The organism is Fusicatenibacter saccharivorans (assembly GCF_015557635.1).
GTDB lineage: Bacteria > Bacillota > Clostridia > Lachnospirales > Lachnospiraceae > Fusicatenibacter > Fusicatenibacter saccharivorans.
The window spans coordinates 15287-32459 of sequence record NZ_JADNOP010000020.1 but is presented as its reverse complement, the minus strand read 5'-3'; the positions used below and the strand labels follow the sequence as shown (position 1 = coordinate 32459).

The 17173-nt window shown below is 50.4% G+C and carries 16 protein-coding genes and 1 tRNA gene; 4 read left to right on the top strand and 13 right to left on the bottom strand.

The window, feature by feature from the left end; all coding sequences use genetic code 11:
* Positions 1-69: 69 nt before the first annotated feature.
* From I2G42_RS14400 to I2G42_RS14390, 3 genes are read right to left on the bottom strand one after another with little or no spacing between them, the layout of a single operon-like run.
* On the bottom strand, positions 70-1464 hold the full coding sequence (locus I2G42_RS14400) for an NAD(P)/FAD-dependent oxidoreductase (RefSeq protein WP_022463087.1): 1395 nt from the start codon (positions 1462-1464) through the stop codon (positions 70-72).
* 24 nt (positions 1465-1488) lie between these two features.
* A complete protein-coding gene (locus I2G42_RS14395) occupies positions 1489-1752 on the bottom strand; it encodes a hypothetical protein (protein WP_022463086.1) in 264 nt (87 codons plus the stop codon).
* Positions 1753-1775: 23 nt separating this feature from the next.
* On the bottom strand, positions 1776-2444 hold the full coding sequence (locus tag I2G42_RS14390; protein WP_055221324.1) for an HAD family hydrolase: 669 nt from the start codon (positions 2442-2444) through the stop codon (positions 1776-1778).
* Positions 2445-2618: 174 nt separating this feature from the next.
* Here I2G42_RS14390 and I2G42_RS14385 point away from each other — a divergent pair, with 174 nt between their 5' ends.
* From I2G42_RS14385 to pepF, 3 genes are all read left to right on the top strand, one after another.
* Positions 2619-3440, top strand: a complete 822-nt coding sequence (locus I2G42_RS14385; protein WP_022463084.1) for a Cof-type HAD-IIB family hydrolase — start codon at positions 2619-2621, stop codon at positions 3438-3440.
* 143 nt (positions 3441-3583) lie between these two features.
* On the top strand, positions 3584-3955 hold the full coding sequence (locus I2G42_RS14380; RefSeq protein ID WP_118659416.1) for a hypothetical protein: 372 nt from the start codon (positions 3584-3586) through the stop codon (positions 3953-3955).
* A gap of 82 nt (positions 3956-4037) precedes the next feature.
* Entirely contained in the window at positions 4038-5840 is a 1803-nt protein-coding gene (pepF, locus tag I2G42_RS14375; protein ID WP_022463082.1) for an oligoendopeptidase F, read from the top strand.
* 97 nt (positions 5841-5937) lie between these two features.
* Here pepF and pdxR read toward each other — a convergent pair whose 3' ends face one another.
* The 3 genes from pdxR to I2G42_RS14360 all read right to left on the bottom strand — a co-directional run bounded on the left by pdxR (position 5938) and on the right by I2G42_RS14360 (position 9745).
* A complete protein-coding gene (gene pdxR / locus I2G42_RS14370) occupies positions 5938-7344 on the bottom strand; it encodes a MocR-like pyridoxine biosynthesis transcription factor PdxR (RefSeq protein WP_055267548.1) in 1407 nt (468 codons plus the stop codon).
* A gap of 87 nt (positions 7345-7431) precedes the next feature.
* Positions 7432-9105, bottom strand: a complete 1674-nt coding sequence (locus tag I2G42_RS14365) for a glutamine--tRNA ligase/YqeY domain fusion protein (RefSeq protein WP_022463080.1) — start codon at positions 9103-9105, stop codon at positions 7432-7434.
* A gap of 151 nt (positions 9106-9256) precedes the next feature.
* Entirely contained in the window at positions 9257-9745 is a 489-nt protein-coding gene (locus tag I2G42_RS14360) for an Lrp/AsnC family transcriptional regulator (RefSeq protein WP_022463079.1), read from the bottom strand.
* 289 nt (positions 9746-10034) lie between these two features.
* On the opposite strand from I2G42_RS14360, the gene I2G42_RS14355 reads away from it, so the two are divergent.
* Positions 10035-11447 (top strand): aspartate ammonia-lyase, encoded by a 1413-nt coding sequence (locus tag I2G42_RS14355; RefSeq protein WP_022463078.1) that lies wholly within the window; start codon positions 10035-10037, stop codon positions 11445-11447.
* Between the two features lie 113 nt (positions 11448-11560).
* Here the strand turns inward: I2G42_RS14355 and I2G42_RS14350 are convergent, their stop codons facing one another.
* The 7 genes from I2G42_RS14350 to I2G42_RS14320 all read right to left on the bottom strand — a co-directional run bounded on the left by I2G42_RS14350 (position 11561) and on the right by I2G42_RS14320 (position 17115).
* Entirely contained in the window at positions 11561-12733 is a 1173-nt protein-coding gene (locus I2G42_RS14350) for an NAD(P)-dependent malic enzyme (RefSeq protein WP_022463077.1), read from the bottom strand.
* A 347-nt stretch (positions 12734-13080) separates the two neighbouring features.
* Positions 13081-14469 carry an MATE family efflux transporter gene (locus I2G42_RS14345; protein WP_022463076.1) on the bottom strand — a complete coding sequence of 463 codons (1389 nt, stop codon included), beginning with the start codon at positions 14467-14469 and terminating at the stop codon, positions 13081-13083.
* Between the two features lie 347 nt (positions 14470-14816).
* On the bottom strand, positions 14817-15110 hold the full coding sequence (locus I2G42_RS14340; protein ID WP_022463075.1) for an AAA family ATPase: 294 nt from the start codon (positions 15108-15110) through the stop codon (positions 14817-14819).
* Entirely contained in the window at positions 15089-15685 is a 597-nt protein-coding gene (locus I2G42_RS14335; protein ID WP_022463074.1) for a chromate transporter, read from the bottom strand. Before I2G42_RS14335 ends, I2G42_RS14340 begins: the two co-directional genes overlap by 22 nt.
* Positions 15682-16248, bottom strand: a complete 567-nt coding sequence (locus I2G42_RS14330) for a chromate transporter (RefSeq protein ID WP_117804329.1) — start codon at positions 16246-16248, stop codon at positions 15682-15684. The genes I2G42_RS14335 and I2G42_RS14330 overlap by 4 nt, the downstream gene beginning before the upstream one ends.
* Before the next feature lie 106 nt (positions 16249-16354).
* On the bottom strand, positions 16355-16909 hold the full coding sequence (locus tag I2G42_RS14325) for a hypothetical protein (protein WP_117804330.1): 555 nt from the start codon (positions 16907-16909) through the stop codon (positions 16355-16357).
* A gap of 133 nt (positions 16910-17042) precedes the next feature.
* A tRNA-Thr gene (locus I2G42_RS14320) sits at positions 17043-17115 on the bottom strand.
* Positions 17116-17173: the final 58 nt, after the last annotated feature.

Genomic DNA, 17173 nt, shown 5'->3' with positions numbered 1-17173 from the left:
CCCTCTTTCCGGCGCAAAAAAAGATCCTCCGTCTCATTTCACAGACGAAGGATCTTTTTTCGTTCTCTCTTATTTCATGCTTTTCAGAATGCTTCTCGCAACCGACAGTCCGTTTGCGCTTGCCTGCTGGAGGCCGCGGGTTACGGATGCGCCGTCGCCGATGGCGCGGAGGCCTTTGACGCTGGTGCAGAAGTCTTTGTCTACGACAACTTTGTTGGAATAGAATTTGACTTCTACGCCGTACAGCAGTGTCTCATCGCTGGCGATACCCGGTGTTACTTTGTCGAGGGCTTCGATCATCTCGGCAATGTCGACCATGATACGGTGCGGGAATACCAGGGAAAGGTCGCCCGGAACGGCATCTTTTAAGGTCGGGATCAGGTTATTGCGGCAGAGGCGCTCTTCTGTCGTTCTTCTTCCGCGTTTGAAATCGCCGTACGTCTGAACGAGGATCTTGCCGTCGCAGAGCATGTTGGAAAGCTGTGCGATCTGTTTGCCGTACTCGATCGGGGTTTTAAATGGTTTCGTAAAGTTCTTGGATACCAGGAGGGCAAAGTTCGTGTTGTTTGTCTTGAACTCCTGGGATTTGTAGGCGTGACCGTTTACAACTGCCAGACCGTTTTCATAATACTCAGTTGCCACCTCACCGGACGGGTTCGTACAGAAAGTACGCACTTTGTCGTCAAAAGTCGGGGTATAGTAAACGAGTTTTGCCTCGTACAGGTTCTTGTTCAGAAACTCCATGACCTCGTCGCGGACTTCCACGCGGACACCGATATCGACGGTTCCGACCTCGGTCTCGATGCCGTGGCCGTTGCAGATATGTGAGAACCAGTCGGCTCCCTCGCGGCCTACTGCGGAGACAATCTCATCTGCCTCGTAAACCGTTCCGTCCTCAAGTGTTACAGCTGTCGCACGGCCGTCCTCGATTGTAATATCATTGACCATCGTGTTGAATTTCATTTCCACGCCGATCTCTTTTAAGTGATCCTCGAGGCGGCTGTAAATCTTGTAGCCCTCCTCAGTTCCGAGATGGCGGATTGGACATTCGATCAGCTTCAGGTTGGCGTTGATCGCTCTGCGGCGGATCTCACGGATCTCTTTTTCTTTATCGACACCGTAAACATTCTTGTCTGCGCCGAAATCCAGATAGATCTGGTCGGACTCATGGATCAGCTCAACCGTCTTTTCATATCCTAAAATCTCCGGCAGATTTCCACCGACATCCGGGGAAAGAGAAAGCTTTCCGTCGGAGAATGCGCCTGCTCCGGCAAATCCCGTTGTGATTGAGCACGGTTTGCAGTTCACGCATTTTTTCGTTTTTCTCTTTGGACACTGACGGCTCTCGATCGAACGTCCTTTTTCGATCATCAGCACCTTCAGATCCGGTTTTTCTTTCAGCAGTTCATAGGCACAGAAAATACCTGACGGGCCTGCGCCGATAATAATGACATCATATTTCATTCTTTTTTAATTTCCTCTTGTTTTTTATCCCATCACGATCAGATACTGACCGTCCGGCAGGGCAAAGACTTCGCTCTGCTCTTCTAATTCTGCATCCGACATTTCTTCCACGTCCATGCCCTCTTCTTCCATGTAGGCGCGCACGTCGTCCAGATTGTCGGCAACGACTGCAAAGCAGTCCTCCAGAAAGGCCTCTGCCTCATCGTAATTTTCAGCCACCGGCTCGTCGAATAACTGGCCCTGATTCATTAAAAATGTGTTGATGCATTCTTCAGTATATTCTCCCATTCTGGTTTTCTCCTCTGTTCGTTTTATTTTTCCTGATTCTTTCTGTGAAAAAGCGTTAAGATTTCCTCCGGCCGGTCGAGCAGCTCCATCGCATGGTTGTCGATCAGCTCCTGGCGCGGGCGGAATCCCCACGTCACACCAACGGTAAACATGCCTGCAGCGTTTCCGGTCTGCATATCCGTATTGGTATCGCCAAAGTACAGGCACTCTTCCGGTCTGGCGCCGAGTGCGTCTGCAATCGCGAGCGCACCGATCGGAGACGGCTTTCTCGGGATTTCTGCGGTCTGCCCCTGAATCCGGTTGAAAAAGCCCGGTCCGTACACGCTCTCCACGACGTGGATGGCCGCCTCGTGCGGCTTGTTGGAACATACGGCAATCGGAACTTCTTCCCGCAGCGCGGTCAGGGTTTCCCGCATATTAGGATACGGTTTTACGTGATACAGCGGGTCCTCGTTGAACCACGCGCGGCCAAGGCGGATGCCCTCCTGCAGATAGTTGAGTTCTGCATCTCCGGCGTCTTTTAAAGCGCGCTCCACTGCCAGATCGAAACCGTCTCCGGCGTAAAAGTTGAAGGCTTCTACCGGGCGCGGCACAAGTCCAAAATGTTCCAGAACGCGGTTGACTGCGTGCGCAATCGACTCTACAGTGTCTGCGATGGTGCCGTCCAGGTCAAAGATACAAGCTTTTATCATATTCTGACTTCCCTTCTTTGTCTCTTTTGTTCTTCGATTTTCTTTCTTCTCTCTCTTCTTGTCCGCAATCATTATATCCTGTATTTTTTCCCTGCGCAACCATATTTTCTTTTCCGGCACTTTATGCTAAAATGAAACTGTTTTTCAGATTCTTGGAAAGGAAAAAAAGAGAATATGAATCAGACTGTGAAAATATTTTTTACCGATATGGATGATACCCTGCTGAATTCCGAAAAGCAGGTGACAAAAGAAAACATGGATGCCATTTCAGAGGCACTTGCTGCCGGCCACAAAATTGTGTTCAACACCGGCCGACCGCTCTCCGGCTTTCTGCCGATCTTAAAAGAGCTCGGACTCGACCGCAAAGGCTGCTATGCCATCGCATTCAACGGCGGACTGATTTACGACTGCGCGGCAAAGAAAACGCTGTACCGCCGCACGATTCCACTCAAATATGCACGCGTGATCTTTGAAAAAACGCAGGAGGCAGGCCTCTACTGCCACACCTACTCTGACACCTCCCTTCTCTGCCGCCATGCAGGCGAGGAAACGCGCGTTTACACACAGGCAATCCACATTCCCGTCGTGGAAGATCCGCTTCTGCCGGAGCACCTCGCCGAGGAACCATGCAAGATGATCGTGATTGATCTCCACGACCGTGCAAAAATGGACGCTTACCGCGCTGCCATGGAGCCGTGGGCAAAAGGAAAAATTTCGATGTTCTACTCCAGCCCGCATTACCTCGAGCATGTCCCGGAACACGTTTCCAAGGGCCATGCCGTGAAAAAACTCTGCGAGCTTCTTCAGATTCCGCTTGCCAACACCGTGGCTGCCGGAGATCAGGAAAATGATATTTCGATGATCGAGGCCGCTGCCGTCGGTGCCGCCATGAAAAATGCGACCGATGCCGTAAAGGCGAGTGCCGATTATATCACGGAAAACGACTGCAATCACAGCGGCGTGGCGGAGATTCTTCGTAAGTTTATCCTTGCCTGATTCTGTTTCTGTGTCAGGAAACCTTCTTTTTCTTGTTTTCTTTGGCACTTTTTCCGAATTCTGTAAGATTTTACTTTCTTTTTTGTTGAAACTGTATTACAATAGTTTCAAAGGACGGCATTTGAAAGGAGACTTGAATCGAGATGTCACGAAAATCAAAACGTATTCTGCTTACTCTGGCTTCTGCCGCTGTCGGCGCAGCCTGCGGTGCGGCAGTCTATTTTATCCGGAAAGGAAAAGCAGATCTTGAAACAGATTTTGACGATTTTAAAGACGAATTTGAAGAGGAAGAGCCTGCTCCTGCTGAACGTACTTATACGACCCTTCCGAAAACGAAAGGTGCGGAGGATGCTGCACCGGATCCGGAATCTGCAGCTTGCAATAAAGGTTCCGAAACAGCTGATACAGAAGCTGAAAGCGCAACCGCAGAGTCCGAAGAAGAAGACGCTGAAAAAGAAAGCTGTGCGGATCGTGAAGTTTCTCCACAGGAAGAAAGCGAAGTAACCGCAGAATAAAACCCAAAAACAGAATATAGAAACATAAGGAAGTAATTCCTGGGGAGGGAAACCTCCCCTTTTTTATGGAAAGGAGATTGTTATGGAACTTGCAAAACGCGATGACGTTCCTGTAGAACTTACCTGGGACCTGTCTTTAATTTATACAACCGAGGAGGCCATGCTGGCTGATGCGCAGAAAATGAAAGAATTAAGTCTTTCTATGGAAGCATCCTACAAAGGAAACCTCACCGATGCAGCCACGATCAACCACTGCCTCGACGATTACCAGGAGGTCTACCGTCTGATCACACTGACCGCCAACTACTGCGATCTCGCCGTTTCTGTCGACTATTACAACAGTGCAAACCAGACGCGCAACGACCGCATCAACAGCCTGATCTCTGAGATTTTCAGCCGTCTCACCTTTATCGAGAGCGAGCTTTCCGAACAGTCCGAGGATGTTTTGAACGAGGCCATGCAGCAGTCAGATACGAACCGCTGCTATCTCGCCGAGATTCTCCGCAACAAGGCACACCGCCTGAGCCCGGAAACCGAGCGTGCCATTTCCGCTCTTTCCCAGACCTTCTCGGCTCCGTACCAGATCTACAACATGGCAAAGCTTGCCGATATGAAATTTGATTCTTTCACCGTAAACGGAAAAGAATATCCGCTCGGCTACTCCCTGTTTGAGGATAATTACGAGTACGAAAAAGACACCGATATCCGCCGCAGTGCATTCTCCGCCTTTTCTACAAAAATCAGACAGTACGAAAATGTAACGGCAGCTGCTTACAATGCCCAGCTGCAGACAGAAAAGACCATGGCCACGCTGCGCGGCTTCAATTCCGTCATCGATTCTCTGCTGTTCCCGCAGCAGGTCAGCCGTGAGCTGTACAACCGCCAGATCGATCTCATCACCACCCGCCTGGCTCCGCATATGCGCAAATATGCCCGCCTGCTGAAAAAGGTTCACAACCTTGACCGCATGACCTTCGCCGATCTGAAAATCGCCGTCGACCCGGAGTACGATCCGTCTGTCACGATCGAGGAATCAAAACAGTACATCGAAAAAGGCCTTGCCATTCTCGGTGATGATTACGTTTCCATGATTCAGGAGGCCTACAAAAAACGCTGGGTTGACTTTGCACAGAACCAGGGAAAATCCACCGGCGGCTTCTGTGCCAGCCCGTACGGAAAAGGTTCCTTTATTCTCTTAAGCTGGAATAACCGCATGGCAGATGTTTTCACGCTGGCGCATGAACTCGGCCACGCCGGCCATTTCCGTCTCTGCAACGGCGCACAGGCGATTCTCGATACCGAGGTTTCCTCTTATTTTGTCGAGGCGCCGTCTACCATGAACGAGCTTCTTATGGCTCATTATCTGCTGAAAACGACCCCGGACAAACGGTTCCGCCGCTGGGTTTTAAGCTGTATGATCAGCAACACATATTATCATAACTTCGTCACCCATCTGATGGAGGCTGCTTACCAGCGCGAGGTTTACAAGCTCATCGATGCCGGCGACAGCGTACAGGCTGAGACGTTAAGCAACATTATGAAAGAGACCCTGCAGAAGTTCTGGGGCGATGATGTGGAAATTTCCGATGACGCAGCGCTCACCTGGATGCGCCAGCCGCATTACTATATGGGACTTTACTCCTACACCTACAGCGCCGGACTGACCGTTGCCACACAGGTCTGCAGGCGCATCGAAACCGAAGGCCAGACCGCTGTCGATGACTGGAAAAAGGTACTGACCGCCGGAAGCACGAAGACACCGGAAGAGCTGGCAAAAATGGCCGGCGTTGATATCTCGACGGATGCACCGCTTCTCGATACGATCGAGACGATTGGATCGATCATCGATGAGATCTGCGAGCTGACCGAAGAGCTGGGCTGCTGATCCTGTCCGCATTGTAACTCTCTATCGAACAGTAAAAACGGATTGTTCCGTCAGCTTTTGTTACTGGCGAAGCAATCCGTTTTTTTCATATCTTTTTTCACGCATTCCAGCACTTTTTCAGAATCGCAGCTGCCTCTGCAATCTCCTCCTCAGAAAGCCCGGCGTACCCAAGCAGCACTGTGCCGCCCTGTGCGGGATCTGCGGCAGCGCCGATGCAGTACCGTTCCAGCCCGTACACGCGCACGCCATCCTCTTTTGCCCGCTGCACCGCCTCCGCTTCGGAAAGTCCTCTCGGCAGGTGGACCAGCACATGGACTCCCGCATTCTCGCCGGACACCGTGTACTCCCGCCCAAACTCCTTCAGAAGCCGGATCAGCAGGTCGTGTTTCCCTTTATACTGTGCACGCATCCGGTTCAGATGGCGCTCGAACGCGCCGCTCCGCATAAACTCTTCCAGAATCTTCTGGTCCGTCTTCGAAACTGTCGCGGAAAAGCATCTTCCGTTCTCCTCGTAGGCAGGCAGCAGCGTCTCCGGCAGCACCATGTAGCTGATGCGGATGGACGGCGCAATCGCCCGCGAAAACGTTCCAAGATAGATCACTTTTCCCTCTGTGTCATTGCCCTGCAGTGCCGGGATCGGGCGGCCCTTGTAGCGGAATTCACTGTCGTAATCATCCTCAATCAGATACCGCCCATTTTCCCTCGATGCCCACGCAAGGAGCTGCATCCGCCGCTTCATCGGCATGACCATGCCCATCGGGAACTGGTGCGACGGCATGATGTACGCCAGATCCGCCCCGCTTTTTTCCAGCTCCGCCGGCCGCATGCCCGCTTCGTCCATCGAAATCGTACACATCGCATAGCCGAGCTTCGCAAAACAGCGGTAGGCACTGATGTAGGTCGGATTTTCCATCGCCACTTTATGGCCACGCCCTAAGATCACCGAAAGCAGCATCAGCAGATAATCATTTCCCGCTCCGACGATGATCTGCTCCGTGCGGCAGTTCACGCCGCGTGCGTGGTGCAGATAGTCGCGGATTGCCTCCCGAAGACCGTGCTCGCCCTTCGCATCCCCGAGCTGGAACAGGCTGTCATCTGCGTCCAGCAGGACTTCTTTCGAGATCTTCTTCCAGCTGTTCTGCGGAAATCCGCCCGGCGCCGTACCGGTCACGGCAAAATCGTAGCGGAACGGCATCTGTTCCGCGGCATCATCCTCTTTTGTCTCCTCTTTCTTTTCATCGAGGCGGTACAGCCCCTCAATCTCACAGACAAAGTAGCCTTTGCACGGCACACTCTCCAGATACCCTTCGGATACCAGCTGCTCATACGCCAGATCCACGGTACTCCGGCTCACCGACAGATAGCCCGAAAGCGCCCGCGCCGACGGCAGCCGCTCCCCTGCACGGATCCGTCCGCCGCGGATTTCCTCGCGGATAAAACCGTAGATCTGCTCATAGAGCGGTGTCTTCCGATGCGGATCCAGCGAAATCGTCAATTCATTCATCTTCCCATCTCCCCTGACAAAAAGAACAGCCGCTTGGGATGTCGGTTTCATCCAGGCGGCTGCTCTGTTCCATTTCAAAATTCTTATTTATTTCGCTGCCGGCAGCTTGAAAGAGCTCTTCAGGGATACGATACGGTTGAACACCAGCGCATCCTCTTTGGAATCTTTTGCGTCTACACAGAAGAATCCGTTTCTGACAAACTGGAAGCTGTCATATGCTTTCGCATCTTTTAAAGACGGCTCCAGATAGCACTCTTTTAATACGGTCAGGGAATTCGGATTCAGGTTCATGGAACCATCCTCGTTGTAAACGCCCTTCTCCTCGTCGATCAGGTTTTCGTACAGACGGCACTCTGCTTTGACGGCGGTCTTTGCTGCTACCCAGTGGATTGTTCCTTTTACTTTTCTTCCGTCCGGGGAATTTCCTCCCTTGGACTCCGGATCGTACGTTCCATGGATTACGGTAATATTTCCGTTCTCGTCTTTCTCGCATCCGGTGCAGGTGACGAAGTATGCGTTCATCAGGCGGACTTCATTGCCCGGGAACATACGGAAGTATTTGCGGACCGGCTCCTCCATGAAGTCTTCGCGCTCGATGTACAGTTCTCTTCCGAACGGTACCTGACGGCTGCCAAGCTCCGGATTCTCGAGGTTATTCTGTACTTCCAGCATCTCAATCTGGTCTTCCGGATAGTTGTCGATGACAAGTTTCACCGGATTTAAGACTGCCATGGTACGGGCTTTTTTCAGCTTCAGATCCTCGCGGATGCAGTACTCCAGCATCGCATAGTCAACGGAGCTGTTTGCTTTTGATACACCGCACAGATCTACGAATTTCTTGATGGACTCCGGTGTAAAGCCTCTGCGGCGGAGTGCTGCGATGGATACGAGACGCGGGTCATCCCAGCCGTCTACCACGCCGTCCTCTACCAGCTTTTTGATGTAACGTTTTCCGGTAACCACGTTGGTCAGATACAGCTTTGCAAACTCAATCTGGCGTGGCGGCATCGGATATTCCAGCTCGCGTACAACCCAGTCGTACAGCGGACGGTGGTCCTCAAACTCCAGCGTACAGATAGAATGGGTAATGCCTTCGATGGCGTCCTCGATCGGATGCGCGAAGTCGTACATCGGGTAGATGCACCAGGTATCGCCGGTTCTGTGGTGATGCATATGGGCTACACGGTAGATAACCGGGTCTCTCATGTTGATGTTCGGTGATGCCATATCGATTTTCGCACGGAGTACTTTGCTTCCGTCCTCGAATTCGCCGTTTTTCATGCGCTCGAACAGGTCCAGGTTTTCCTCCACGGAACGATTGCGGTACGGGCTCTCTTTTCCAGGCTCGGTTAAGGTTCCGCGGTACTCACGGATCTCCTCTGCGGACAGATCGCAGACGAATGCTTTTCCTTTTTTGATCAGTTTTACGGCTGCCTCATACATCTGTGGGAAATAATCGGATGCGTAGTACAGATGATCTTTCCAGTCTGCACCAAGCCACTGGATATCGGCTTTGATGGAATCAACAAACTCGGTTTTCTCTTTCGTCGGGTTTGTATCATCGAAACGCATGTGGAACTCTCCGTTGTACTCCTGTGATAAACCGTAGTTTAACAGGATGGATTTTGCATGTCCGATATGAAGATAGCCGTTTGGCTCCGGCGGGAATCGTGTGCATACATGGTCGTAAACGCCCTCTGCCAGATCTTTGTCAATCGCAAGCTCGATAAAATTTTTGGAAACAACTTCTTTTTCTTCCATAATAAGGTCAGGCCTCCCTCGAATCTTTTCGTTTGGAGCACTGTCCCGAAAAGGGCGCAAAATGCTCTGTGTATTCTATCACTATAACACAAAAGCATTCTCCTGCAAAGCATTTTTTTCGGTACACAAAGCCGCCGGAGCGGACCGGTGCCTATTCTTCTGCCTCGTGTGCGGTCACCTGGCGGTGCTCCACGGAGGTCGAGAACACGATCTGCGTCCGCGTCCGTCCAAAATGCTGCAGCTCGCCGATAAACTGGTCGAGCTCAATGGTGCTAACAAAAAGGCCCTCAATGAGCATGGAGTAATCACCGGTAACGCAATTACATTCCACGACATTGTGGACCTTTTCAATATAGGGATAAAATTCTTTTTTCTGAACCGGCTCAACCTCGAGGTTGATGAACGCTTTGATCGGATATCCCAAAAGCGCCGGATTTAATTTGACCTGATATCCTGTAATGTAGCCTTCCTTCTCCAGCCGCTCAATTCTGGCGGAAACTGCCGGGGAGGATAAAAATACGTGTTCCGCGATTTCTTTCAGCGGCATCCTGGCATTTTCCCGAAGGAGATTCAAGATTTTTGCATCGATGTGATCGAGCTCATGGCGCATCGCATCGTTCTTGCTTTTTTCATGTTTCATACGCTGCTCTCCTGTTTTTTCACTTTTATACTGTTCAGCATATCACGTTCGCCGTTTTTTGTCTACGAAAACGTGTCCTCGCGGAAACTGCTTTCGAAAAATAAGTAAAAGTGCCTCTTTCCCTTGGTATTTAAAATCAAATACAAAAATAAATAAGATTCCACAGTTCTTCGGCGGCGGTATTTACAAATTTCTGCCCTGGTGTTATTCTTCCGGTATCGAAAGGCAAAGCAAGAATTGTTTCAGACAATATACACAACTCAATGCGTGCAGAAAGAAGGAGATTATTATGAAGACAAGAATTGAAGCAGATTCCATTGGTTCCCTTGAAGTCCCATCCGACGCCTACTACGGGGTACAGTCCCTGCGGGCAAAACGGAATTTTCCCATCACGGGAACGTCGATCCACCCGGTCATGATCCAGAATCTGGCGAAAATTAAAAAGGCAGCTGCCATCTCCAACCGCGAAGCACAGAGACTGCCGGAGGAAAAAGCGGCTGCCATTATCTATGCCTGTGATGAAATCATTGCCGGCAAATTAAAAGACCAGTTCATCGTTGACGGCATCCAGGGCGGTGCCGGAACGAGTGCCAATATGAACGCAAACGAAGTCATCGCAAACCGCGCCATCGAAATCCTGGGCGGCACCAAGGGTGATTATACCATTGTCCACCCGAATGACCACGTCAACATGGCACAGTCCACAAACGACGTTATCCCAAGTGCAGGAAAACTGACCGTACTCGATCTGCTCCCGGATCTTCTGCATGCGCTCGAGTCACTCCACGCAGCACTGCTCGATAAGTCCCAGGAATTTGACCACATTTTAAAGATGGGAAGAACCCAGCTTGAGGATGCCGTTCCGATGCGTCTCGGCCAGAGCTTCCACGCTTACGCAACGATGATCGAGCGTGATATCCGCCGGATCGAATGCGCCAGAAAAGAGCTGTTCACCCTGAACCTCGGCGGAACAGCCATCGGTACGACGATCAATGCTTCCGATTACTATCTCCACCACATCGTACCGACCCTCGCTGCTGTGACAGGCTATCCGCTGATGCAGGCGGACGATCTGTTTGACGCGACGGAGAACCTCGACGGATTTGTGACGATCTCCAACACGTTAAAGACCTGCGCCGTCAACCTCTCCAAGATGTGCAACGACCTGCGCCTGCTGTCCAGCGGACCGCGGACCGGATTCGGCGAGATCAACCTGCCGCCGATGCAGAACGGATCCTCGATTATGCCGGGCAAGATCAACCCGGTTATCCCGGAGGTTGTGACACAGGTTGCCTTCCATGTCATCGGAAACGACACCACAATCACGATGGCGGCTGAGGCTGGCCAGATGGAGTTGAACGCGTTTGAGCCGGTTGTCTTCTACTCCCTGTTCTCTTCCATCACCTCGATGACAGGCGCTGTGAATACGCTTGTGAAGAACTGTATTCTCGGCATTACCGCAAATGAGAAACGATGCGAGGATCTCGTTTCGAAGAGTGTCGGCATCACAACGGCGCTCTGCCCGTATATCGGATACCAGAAAGCGGCCTCGATTGCAAAGAAATCGCTGAAGACGGGCGAGAGTGTTACTTCTCTGGTTCTGAAAGACGAACTGCTGACACAGAAACAGCTCGACGACATTCTCGATCCGTACGCTCTGACCGGACCGGAACTGCCGGCAGAAGACGATCTGGCTGGCTGAATGTAACTGCTGCTTTCCTTCATAATTTCTTAACGATACGCAAAAAGGCTTCCCGGATTTCCTTGCTGTCCGGGAAGCCTTTTTCTGTCGTTTTCTTTTGTATCAAACTCTGTTTAGATTCTCGCTACGCCGCTCTTTCTTGCTGCCTCTGCAACGGCTGCTGCCACCGCATCTTTGACACGCGGATCAAAGGCTGCCGGGAGGATGTAGTCTGCGTTCAGCTCTTCATCGCTTACCAGGCCTGCGATTGCGTAAGCTGCTGCGACCTTCATTTCATCGTTGATATCAGATGCTCTCACATCGAGCGCTCCGCGGAAGATGCCCGGGAAGCAGAGTACGTTGTTGACCTGGTTCGGGTAATCGCTTCTTCCTGTGCTGACAACGGCTGCTCCTGCTGCTTTCGCCTCGTCCGGGAAAATCTCCGGCGTCGGATTTGCGCAGGCAAAGATGATCGGCTCTTTTGCCATCGTACGTACCATATCGGGAGTGAGCGTACCCGGCGCAGAAACGCCAATAAAAATATCGGCTCCTTTGATTACCTCTGCAAGCGTGCCCTTCTCATGGTTGTAGTTTGTGATCTTCGCCATCTCCTCTTTGATCGGGTTGAGGCCGTCGCGTCCCTCGTAAATCGCACCTTTGCGGTCTGTCATGATGACGTTTTTGAGACCCATCGAAATCAGCAGGCGGATAATGGCGATTCCGGCTGCACCGGCTCCTGAGGTAACAATTTTGACTTCATCCAGTTTCTTTCCAACCAGTTTCAGCGCATTGATGACACCGGCCAGTGTGATCACGGCTGTTCCATGCTGATCATCGTGGAAAATCGGAATATCACAGCATTCCTTTAATTTCTTCTCGATCTCAAAACATCTCGGTGCGGAGATGTCCTCCAGGTTGACACCGCCGAAGCTTCCTGCGAGAAGACGCACGGTATTGACAATATCATCCACATCCTTGCTGCGCACGCAGAGCGGGATTGCATCGACACCACCGAATTCTTTAAACAGCACGCATTTTCCTTCCATGACCGGCATGCCGGCCTCCGGGCCGATATCTCCAAGTCCGAGAACTGCGGTTCCATCTGTAACAACAGCTACCGTGTTCCATCTTCTGGTCAGCTCGTAGCTCTTGTTGACATCTTTCTGAATTTCCAGGCACGGCGCCGCCACACCCGGTGTATAGGCAAGACTCAAGGCATCTTTTGTATCTACGGCCGCCCGGGAAGTGACCTCAAGCTTTCCGCGTAATTCATAGTGCATCTTTAATGATTCTTTTGCGTAATCCATCGCTTTTTTCCTCCATTTCATGTGTGACTGCGTCTCATTAATAATAGGAAGAGAGATTCACGCGTCACACGGGATGTCTGTTCGCTGCACCCCTATTATAACAAGCGTTCTCTAAATTTCAACCGGTGTTTTGATTAATGAAAAAATTTCCACTTTTCCACCAAAAACAGCTGCTTCATTTGCGAAATTTTATCAAAAATACTCTTTTTCTTTCTCTCAGCCGCAGTCCGATCCTGCCCGGAGGGCTTTTTTTGCTTTACAGTAAAATTCAACAAAGTTTTTTATAAAGCAAAAAATCTGCCCGCCTCCCATCCTTTTCAGACTGGAAAACAGACAGATTTTTTTCTTTACTCCGCCACAATATTCTGCAGCCAGACTCCTTTCTTGACAAGGACAAATCCAATCACGCACTTGATCAGGTCAACCGACATAACCATAAAGTAGATTGCGTAGATCGAAAGTCCGGTAAAACGGCTCAGGCAGAAAGCCACCGGCACACTGACAACCCAGATGAAGACGCTGTCGAACAGGAACGTGATGATCGTTTTTCCACCGGAGCGCAGGGTAAAGTAGCTTGCATGCAGGAATGCATTGACCGGCATGAACATGGCCACTTCCACGATGAAGATTGCCGCCATGTGGCGTACTTCGTCCGTCGTGTTGTAGAGGCGTGGGAAGATTGGAGCCACGAGCGCCATCAGCGCGCCGATCACAATGCAGAGTAATACGGAAAACGTGATCAGCTTCGTATCGGTATCCTTTGCCTCTTCCATCCTTCCGGCTCCGAGGAGCTGTCCGACGATGATGGCAACGGAATCGCCGAGTGCGATGAAAACGACGTTGAACAGGTTCGAGATCGTGTTGGAGATATTCATCGCGGCTACGACATTCAGTCCACGCACGGAGTAACACTGCATCAGGATCGCAACGCCGCCTGCCCAGAACGTTTCGTTCAGCATCAGCGGTGTTCCTTTGATAAGGATCTGTTTCGTCAAAGCCGCCGGAACACGGATCGTGCGGTACAGATGCTTCGTAAAACGATATTTTTCTTTGTTTCCGTGCGTGCGGATCAGCACGATCGCCATCTCCACGTAACGGGACAGCACCGTTGCAACTGCCGCGCCGACAACTCCGAGCTGCGGTGCGCCGAATTTTCCGTAGATTAAAATATAATTAAAAATCAGATTGACAAATACGGCTGTGATACCGGCCTTCATCGGAAGCATCGTCTCGCCGCATTCGCGCAGCGTGCTGGCATAAAGCTGCACAAACAGGAACGGCGGAAGTCCTACCAGCATGACCTTCATATAAGAAATGCCATAGGCTAATGTCGCATTCATGTCCTGGCTTCCCTGATCTCCTGTCAGGTAGAGACGAATCAGAGGCTCGTGCGCACCAAGGAAAATAGTGATTGCCGCTGCCGTCAGGATCACGCCGATCCAGAGCTTGAAGCGGAAGGTGTTTCGCACACCCTCGTCGTTGCCCTGTCCGAAATACTGCGCAGTGAAAATTCCTGCACCGGATACCCCTCCGAAAATGCAAAGGTTATAGATAAAAAGAAGCTGGTTGACAATTGCAACGCCGGACATCTGCTCGGTACCGACCTGTCCTACCATGATGTTGTCGAGAAGACTGACAAAGTTGGTGATACCGTTCTGAATCATAATCGGCATCGCAACGCCAAGTACCATCAGGTAAAACCGTTTGTTCCCAATAAATTTTCTGTGTTTCTGCATGGTTTCCCCCTTTTCTTGCTGTATAAAATAAATGACATAAATCGGAGCCTTTCTGGATTTCTCCAGGCAGGCCCCGAACAGTAATGCTTATTATACACGATTCATGTTTAGAAAGAAAGATCCTTTTTATCTTTTTTCTGGCTTTTTTTGACATCTTAATTTCAGAGCATCAAACAGCCTCAACGATAAGATAAGCATAACTCCCCATATTACCCATGCCGCAAAGCACCCAATTCCCTGATGGCGGATATCTACCATTATTCCAACAATAAAAGGAAGTGACATAAACATAATTACTGCCATTATAAAATCAAAAATAATGTATAACACTATGTTTACCTTCCCTATTAAGAATCTGCTGTTTGATATTCATCCTGTATTTTCTGATTTGCCGCCTGACCAATATTAAGCTTTTCAAACATTTCTTCTGTATCCAGACTTCTGCTGTAGTACGCAGTCATCATATCCGCTGTGATCGATTTTCCAAATCTTCTGGGGCGGCTGTTGCAGATAAACTTCGATGTTGTGTCAATCACACTGTTGGTGTATTCCAGCAATCCTGTTTTATCGATATATATTCTTGAGTTTAATACGTCCTGAAAAGCATTCACCTTTGAATTTAAAAAATCGTCCCACAGCATGCCGCAAATTTTTCCACCAGCGCCACTGCCACCTTCATCACCCCGGCCAGTACCATCACAAAGATTGGGTTCTTTTTGCCTTTCTGCAGCAGAATGAGGCTGATGATAAAGATCACGACAAGACTCCAGTTCGTCTGCGCCAGCCGGATCACGGTATCTCCTTCACTACTCCAAAACGCCGTGACCAGAATTGAAATCCCTGCGGAACCGATCATCGCCACAACCGCCGGGCGGAGGGAGTGGAGGATTCCCTGGAGCATTGCCATTTCGCGGTATTTTAAATATAGCTTCGCAAGCAGTGTGACGAGAATACACGACGGCAGAATACATCCAAACGTTGCCACGAGCGCTCCTGGGATGCCTGCGATTTTAATTCCGACGAAGGTTGCCGAATTGACTGCGATCGGCCCCGGTGTCATCTGAGAGATGGTGATAAGATCCGTAAACTCCGACATCGAAAGCCAGCCGTGTCCCTGCACCACCTGTCCCTGAATCAGCGGCATGGCCGCATAGCCTCCGCCGAAGCTGAGCAGGCCGATCTGGAAAAAGCTTAAAAATAGCTGAAAATAAATCATTTCGCACCCCTCCGTTTCGCCAGAATCGTCCGCACCGCACCGATGGCACCGCAGACCAGTACAATATAAATCACGTTGACCTTGAAAAAACAGGCTGCTGCAAACGCACAGACAAGAATCACCAGCGACAGCGGATCTTTTTCTTTCACAACCCCGGCTCCCATCTCATACGTCACGGATGCAATCACGGCTCCGACGCCTGCCTGCATTCCTTCGAGCATCTGGCTCACGAAAAAATTATCCCGGAACGCCTGATAGCAGACCGAAATCACAGAGATAATCAGAAACGGCGGAATAATCGTTCCAATAATCGAAACCAGCACACCAATCATCCCCGCCAGCTTATACCCGACAACAATCGCCCCATTCACCGCAATCGGCCCCGGCGATGACTGCGCAATCGCCACCAGATCGAGCATCTCATTCTCCTCAATCCAGTGGTACTCATCCACAAATTTCTTCTTCATCAGCGTCACAATCACATAACCGCCGCCGAACGTAAACGCACTCAGATACAGCGTGGAAAGGAACAGTTTTTGTAGTACCTTACGTTTTGACTCCATTGTTTTCTTCACCTCATTTTTTCTGTTGTACCTATTCTACCATCTTTGGCACCAAAAAGCGACCCAATTGTTTTCACAAATGAGTCGCTCTTCTCGTTTTCCTATCTTATTTCTCTGCACACAGCTCCACAAACGCCTGCACTGCCTCGTTTGCATTGCCGTACACGCCTGCTCCGAAGTCATTGCAGACCTGCTCCAATGCCGCGCGGATGGAATCCGGCACGCTGCCGTCGTTGATAAAACTTGCCTCAATATTTTTTGCATCCCGAAGCCCCGCATACCGCTCGTCGGTTCCGTTTTCTGCCACCGACGGCAGGCCTTTAATACTGGCCATCTCGTCGATCTCTTTTTCCTGCATCATAAAGCGCAGAAACTCAACCGCGATCTCTTTCTCTTCGCTGTCTTTGTTGACCGAAAATCCATACCACGGCTGTTGGTACGCGTAAGCGCCCTTGTCCCCGAGCGGTGCGTATAAGAATTCGTATTCAAACGGATTTGCGCTGAATGTCTCCGATTTGGATTCTCTCTTTTTCATGCCGCTGACACACTCGGCATTGCAGACATAGAACGGCATATCCAGATCGGTTCCGGCAATGTTCGAATAATAGAAATAACAGTCCTGTCCTTTGGAATCCTTATATTCGAGCTTTCTTTCCCCCAAGCGAATGACGCATCTTCTTTTTCCCTCACAATCATAACTGTACCTTTTGTAATAGTGTCTTTTTCTTCCTACCCATCTCCTGCTGTTTTTTATATAACGAAAAGATCCCGGTTTCCCGGGATCTTTCTTAGTAAGCTGATGACGGGAATCGAACCCGTGACCTCCGCCTTACCAAGGCGACGCTCTACCGACTGAGCCACATCAGCACTCGCAAGTTGTTTTGTTTTTTTGTTAGCTCCTTGCTACATTTGGTATTCTATCAAA

Bases quoted from the DNA above. Each gene is read 5' to 3' on its own strand.
- I2G42_RS14390 (WP_055221324.1), bottom strand. From the start codon at position 2,444: ATGATAAAAGCTTGTATCTTTGACCTGGACGGCACCATCGCAGACACT.
- I2G42_RS14350 (WP_022463077.1), bottom strand. From the start codon at position 12,733: ATGGATTACGCAAAAGAATCATTAAAGATGCACTATGAATTACGCGGA.
- pepF (WP_022463082.1), top strand. From the start codon at position 4,038: ATGGAACTTGCAAAACGCGATGACGTTCCTGTAGAACTTACCTGGGAC.
- pdxR (WP_055267548.1), bottom strand. From the start codon at position 7,344: ATGAATGAATTGACGATTTCGCTGGATCCGCATCGGAAGACACCGCTC.
- I2G42_RS14395 (WP_022463086.1), bottom strand. From the start codon at position 1,752: ATGGGAGAATATACTGAAGAATGCATCAACACATTTTTAATGAATCAG.
- I2G42_RS14380 (WP_118659416.1), top strand. From the start codon at position 3,584: ATGTCACGAAAATCAAAACGTATTCTGCTTACTCTGGCTTCTGCCGCT.
- I2G42_RS14335 (WP_022463074.1), bottom strand. From the start codon at position 15,685: ATGATTTATTTTCAGCTATTTTTAAGCTTTTTCCAGATCGGCCTGCTC.
- I2G42_RS14365 (WP_022463080.1), bottom strand. From the start codon at position 9,105: ATGGAAGAAAAAGAAGTTGTTTCCAAAAATTTTATCGAGCTTGCGATT.
- I2G42_RS14330 (WP_117804329.1), bottom strand. From the start codon at position 16,248: ATGGAGTCAAAACGTAAGGTACTACAAAAACTGTTCCTTTCCACGCTG.
- I2G42_RS14360 (WP_022463079.1), bottom strand. From the start codon at position 9,745: ATGAAACATGAAAAAAGCAAGAACGATGCGATGCGCCATGAGCTCGAT.
- I2G42_RS14345 (WP_022463076.1), bottom strand. From the start codon at position 14,469: ATGCAGAAACACAGAAAATTTATTGGGAACAAACGGTTTTACCTGATG.
- I2G42_RS14340 (WP_022463075.1), bottom strand. From the start codon at position 15,110: ATGCTGTGGGACGATTTTTTAAATTCAAAGGTGAATGCTTTTCAGGAC.
- I2G42_RS14400 (WP_022463087.1), bottom strand. From the start codon at position 1,464: ATGAAATATGATGTCATTATTATCGGCGCAGGCCCGTCAGGTATTTTC.
- I2G42_RS14355 (WP_022463078.1), top strand. From the start codon at position 10,035: ATGAAGACAAGAATTGAAGCAGATTCCATTGGTTCCCTTGAAGTCCCA.
- I2G42_RS14385 (WP_022463084.1), top strand. From the start codon at position 2,619: ATGAATCAGACTGTGAAAATATTTTTTACCGATATGGATGATACCCTG.